Consider the following 3,762-nt stretch of genomic DNA (forward strand, 5'->3'; position numbering starts at 1 on the left):
TTTGACATCGTTTAGAGAGATACACGTTATTTTGAGAGCAATCTCAGAATAACAAACAACACTGTTGATCGCCCTAAGTAAGGGGATGATCTCAGTTTGGTGCTTTGGATGGTTTAGTAATTCTTCGGGATGAAACGCAGAAAGGAGCGAGCATGTGTCATAGGTTGTTTCCTCGACCTCACATATGTCTGCCAGCTGAAACAAGCAGCGTTGTCCAAGTCAAGTACACTAACCCGAACAACGACGTCTGCCTCCTGCACGGATGGGAGACTATCAGCGTTGTTCATTGTTCTTTATCTTCCAGGCGGGTCTGAATGACTTCAGAAGCCTGGGTCCAGGATAAAGAGCGGGAAAAAAATGTATGCTTTTGGTTCGGAAATAGAGGCCTCATTGCTTACCAGCTTGTGAGGCCGTGAACGACGCAAGTCTTTCTCTTTCTGGATCAAATCAAGCGCGAGAAGGGCGTTTGGTGAATGCCTTGGCAGTAAGAGGCGATGAAAGACGTGATACTCTGCGATAAGCCATGAGGAGCTGAGAATAAGCTTTGATCCATGGATCTCTGAATGGGGGAACCCACCTGACAGTTTGTTATAATAGTCTTCGGACTGCTTATAACTTGCTGAACCAGGTACTTTTAGACTGAATACATAGGTTTAAAAGAGCAAACCCGGGGAACTGAAACATCTAAGTACCCGGAGGAAAGGAAATCAATTGATACTCCCCTAGTAGCGGCGAGCGAACGGGGACCAGCCGAGCCTTGAATGTGATCAGAATGTGTTGGGAAGCACAGCCATAGTGGGTGATAGCCCCGTATGAGAAGCAGGATAGGACGTATTAAGTAGGGCGGAACACGTGAAATTCTGTCTGAAGATCGGAGGACCACCTTCGAAGGCTAAGTACTCCTTACTGACCGATAGTGAACCAGTACCGTGAGGGAAAGGTGAAAAGCACCCCGACGAGGGGAGTGAAACAGTACCTGAAACCGAGCGCCTACAATCAGTCGGAGGCTCCTTGAGAGCTGACGGCGTACCTTTTGTATAATGGGTCATCGACTTGGTCTATCTAGCAAGCTTAAGCCGTTAGGTGTAGGCGCAGCGAAAGCGAGTCTTAATAGGGCGCATGAGTTAGGTGGATCAGACCCGAAACCGAGTGATCTAGGCATGGCCAGGTTGAAGGTGCAGTAACATGCACTGGAGGACCGAACCCACATCTGTTGAAAAAGATCGGGATGAGCTGTGCCTAGGGGTGAAAGGCCAATCAAACTCGGAGATAGCTGGTTCTCTGCGAAATCTATTTAGGTAGAGCGTCGTACGAATACCCCGGGGGGTAGAGCACTGAATGGGTAATGGGGGCCTACAGCCTTACTGATCCTAATCAAACTCCGAATACCCGGGAGTACTATACGGCAGACACACTGCGGATGCTAACGTCCGTAGTGGAGAGGGAAACAACCCTGACCTACGACTAAGGCCCCTAATTCATGGCTAAGTGGGAAAGCAGGTGGGACGACCAAAACAACCAGGAGGTTGGCTTAGAAGCAGCCATCCTTTAAAGATAGCGTAACAGCTCACTGGTCTAATTAAGTTGTCCTGCGGCGAAGATGTAACGGGGCTCAAGCCATGAGCCGAAGTCTAGGATGCACATAGTGCATGGTAGCAGAGCGTAGTGTGACATAGTTCCAATCCTCTTTAGCATCCTTCGGGGTGTCTTGGAGGATAGGAGCTTTCGATGAAGCCGGGGCGTGAGCCATCCGGTGGAGAGATCACTAGTGAGAATGATGACATGAGTAGCGACAAAGAGTGTGAGAGACACTCTCGCCGAAAGTCCAAGGGTTCCTGCTTAAAGCTAATCTGAGCAGGGTAAGCCGGCCCCTAAGCCGAGGGCGAAAGCCGTAGGCGATGGGAACTAGGTTAATATTCCTAGGCCAGGAGGATGTGACGGATCTCGAAGGTAGTTCATCCTTATCGGATTGAATGGGCTGCTTAGAGGTTCCTGGAAATAGCCCTCCATGAGACCGTACCCTAAACCAACACAGGTGGACTGGTAGAGAATACCAAGGCGCTTGAGAGAACTATCTTGAAGGAACTCGGCAAAATACCTCCGTAAGTTCGCGAGAAGGAGGCCCAGTTTCTACGTAAGTATTGACTGGGGGCACAAACCAGGGGGTGGCGACTGTTTACTAAAAACACAGGGCTCTGCGAAGTCGCAAGACGACGTATAGGGTCTGACGCCTGCCCGGTGCCTGAAGGTTAAAAGGAGGGGTGAGAGCTCCGAATTGAAGCCCAGGTAAACGGCGGCCGTAACTATAACGGTCCTAAGGTAGCGAAATTCCTTGTCGGGTAAGTTCCGACCTGCACGAATGGCGTAACGACTTCCCCGCTGTCTCCAAGATAGACTCAGCGAAATTGAATTGCCTGTCAAGATGCAGGCTTCCCGCGGTTAGACGGAAAGACCCCGTGCACCTTTACTACAGCTTCACATTGGCATTAGGCCGAGCATGTGCAGGATAGGTGGTGGGCTTTGAAGCGGTGACGCCAGTCATCGTGGAGCCTCCCTTGAGATACCACCCTTGCTCTGCTTGATGTCTAACCGCGGTCCGTTATCCGGATCCGGGACCCTGTGTGGCGGGTAGTTTGACTGGGGCGGTCGCCTCCTAAAGCGTAACGGAGGCGCGCGAAGGTTGGCTCAGAGCGGTCGGAAATCGCTCGTTGAGTGCAATGGCAGAAGCCAGCCTGACTGCGAGACTGACAAGTCGAGCAGAGTCGAAAGACGGCCATAGTGATCCGGTGGTCCCGAGTGGAAGGGCCATCGCTCAACGGATAAAAGGTACGCCGGGGATAACAGGCTGATACTGCCCAAGAGTCCATATCGACGGCAGTGTTTGGCACCTCGATGTCGGCTCATCTCATCCTGGGGCTGGAGCAGGTCCCAAGGGTACGGCTGTTCGCCGTTTAAAGAGGTACGTGAGCTGGGTTTAGAACGTCGTGAGACAGTTCGGTCCCTATCTGCCGTGGGTGTAGGATACTTGAGAGGAGTTGCCCCTAGTACGAGAGGACCGGGGTGAACGATCCACTGGTGTACCAGTTGTTCCGCCAGGAGCAGTGCTGGGTAGCTATGATCGGACAGGATAACCGCTGAAGGCATCTAAGCGGGAAGCCCCCCTCAAAACAAGGTATCCCTGAGGACCGAGGTAGACCACCTCGTCGATAGGCCAGAGATGTAAGTGCGGTAACGCATTCAGTTGACTGGTACTAATGGTCCGATAGGCTTGATTTGATCCAGTAAAAGACAGACTTTACCGCCCTCAAGTAGCAGAGCGGTAGGGCCTAAAACTGAGACACATCAAAAGCATACACAAAACACAATCAGCGTACTGACTTGGACAACAACACTATCATGAGGCCGTTTACTCGGTTTGGTGATCATAGCGCGAGTGAAACACCCGGTCCCATCCCGAACCCGGCCGTTAAGCACCGTAGCGCCGATGGTACTGCATCTTAAGGTGTGGGAGAGTAGGTCATCGCCAAACCTAATAAACGACCTCAATACGTATCTCTCTACGATGAAAAAGAATACCTTCAGAACACCAAAAACGTCCTGAAGGCGACAGATCTCAACAACCAACCGGTAAAGAGATCAAGCTGGCCTCAAGGAGCCCCCCGGGCGGTAGGCCAACATAAAGCGTCGCGGGATGGAGCAGCCCGGTAGCTCGTCAGGCTCATAACCTGAAGGTCGTAGGTTCAAATCCTACTCCCGCAACCA

General features: G+C 51.7%; 1 tRNA gene and 2 rRNA genes. All 3 read left to right on the forward strand.

The annotated features are described in order from the left end of the window. Positions 1 to 445 precede the first annotated feature (445 nt). The 3 genes from QOL67_RS21725 to QOL67_RS21735 all read left to right on the forward strand — a co-directional run bounded on the left by QOL67_RS21725 (position 446) and on the right by QOL67_RS21735 (position 3,762). Positions 446 to 3,276 (forward strand): 23S ribosomal RNA (locus QOL67_RS21725). Positions 3,277 to 3,414: 138 nt separating this feature from the next. Continuing rightward, positions 3,415 to 3,529 (forward strand): 5S ribosomal RNA (gene rrf / locus QOL67_RS21730). A 156-nt stretch (positions 3,530 to 3,685) separates the two neighbouring features. After that, positions 3,686 to 3,762 (forward strand) — tRNA-Met (locus QOL67_RS21735).

This window comes from Shimia sagamensis (assembly GCF_900182745.1).
GTDB classification, from domain to species: Bacteria; Pseudomonadota; Alphaproteobacteria; order Rhodobacterales; family Rhodobacteraceae; genus Shimia; species Shimia sagamensis.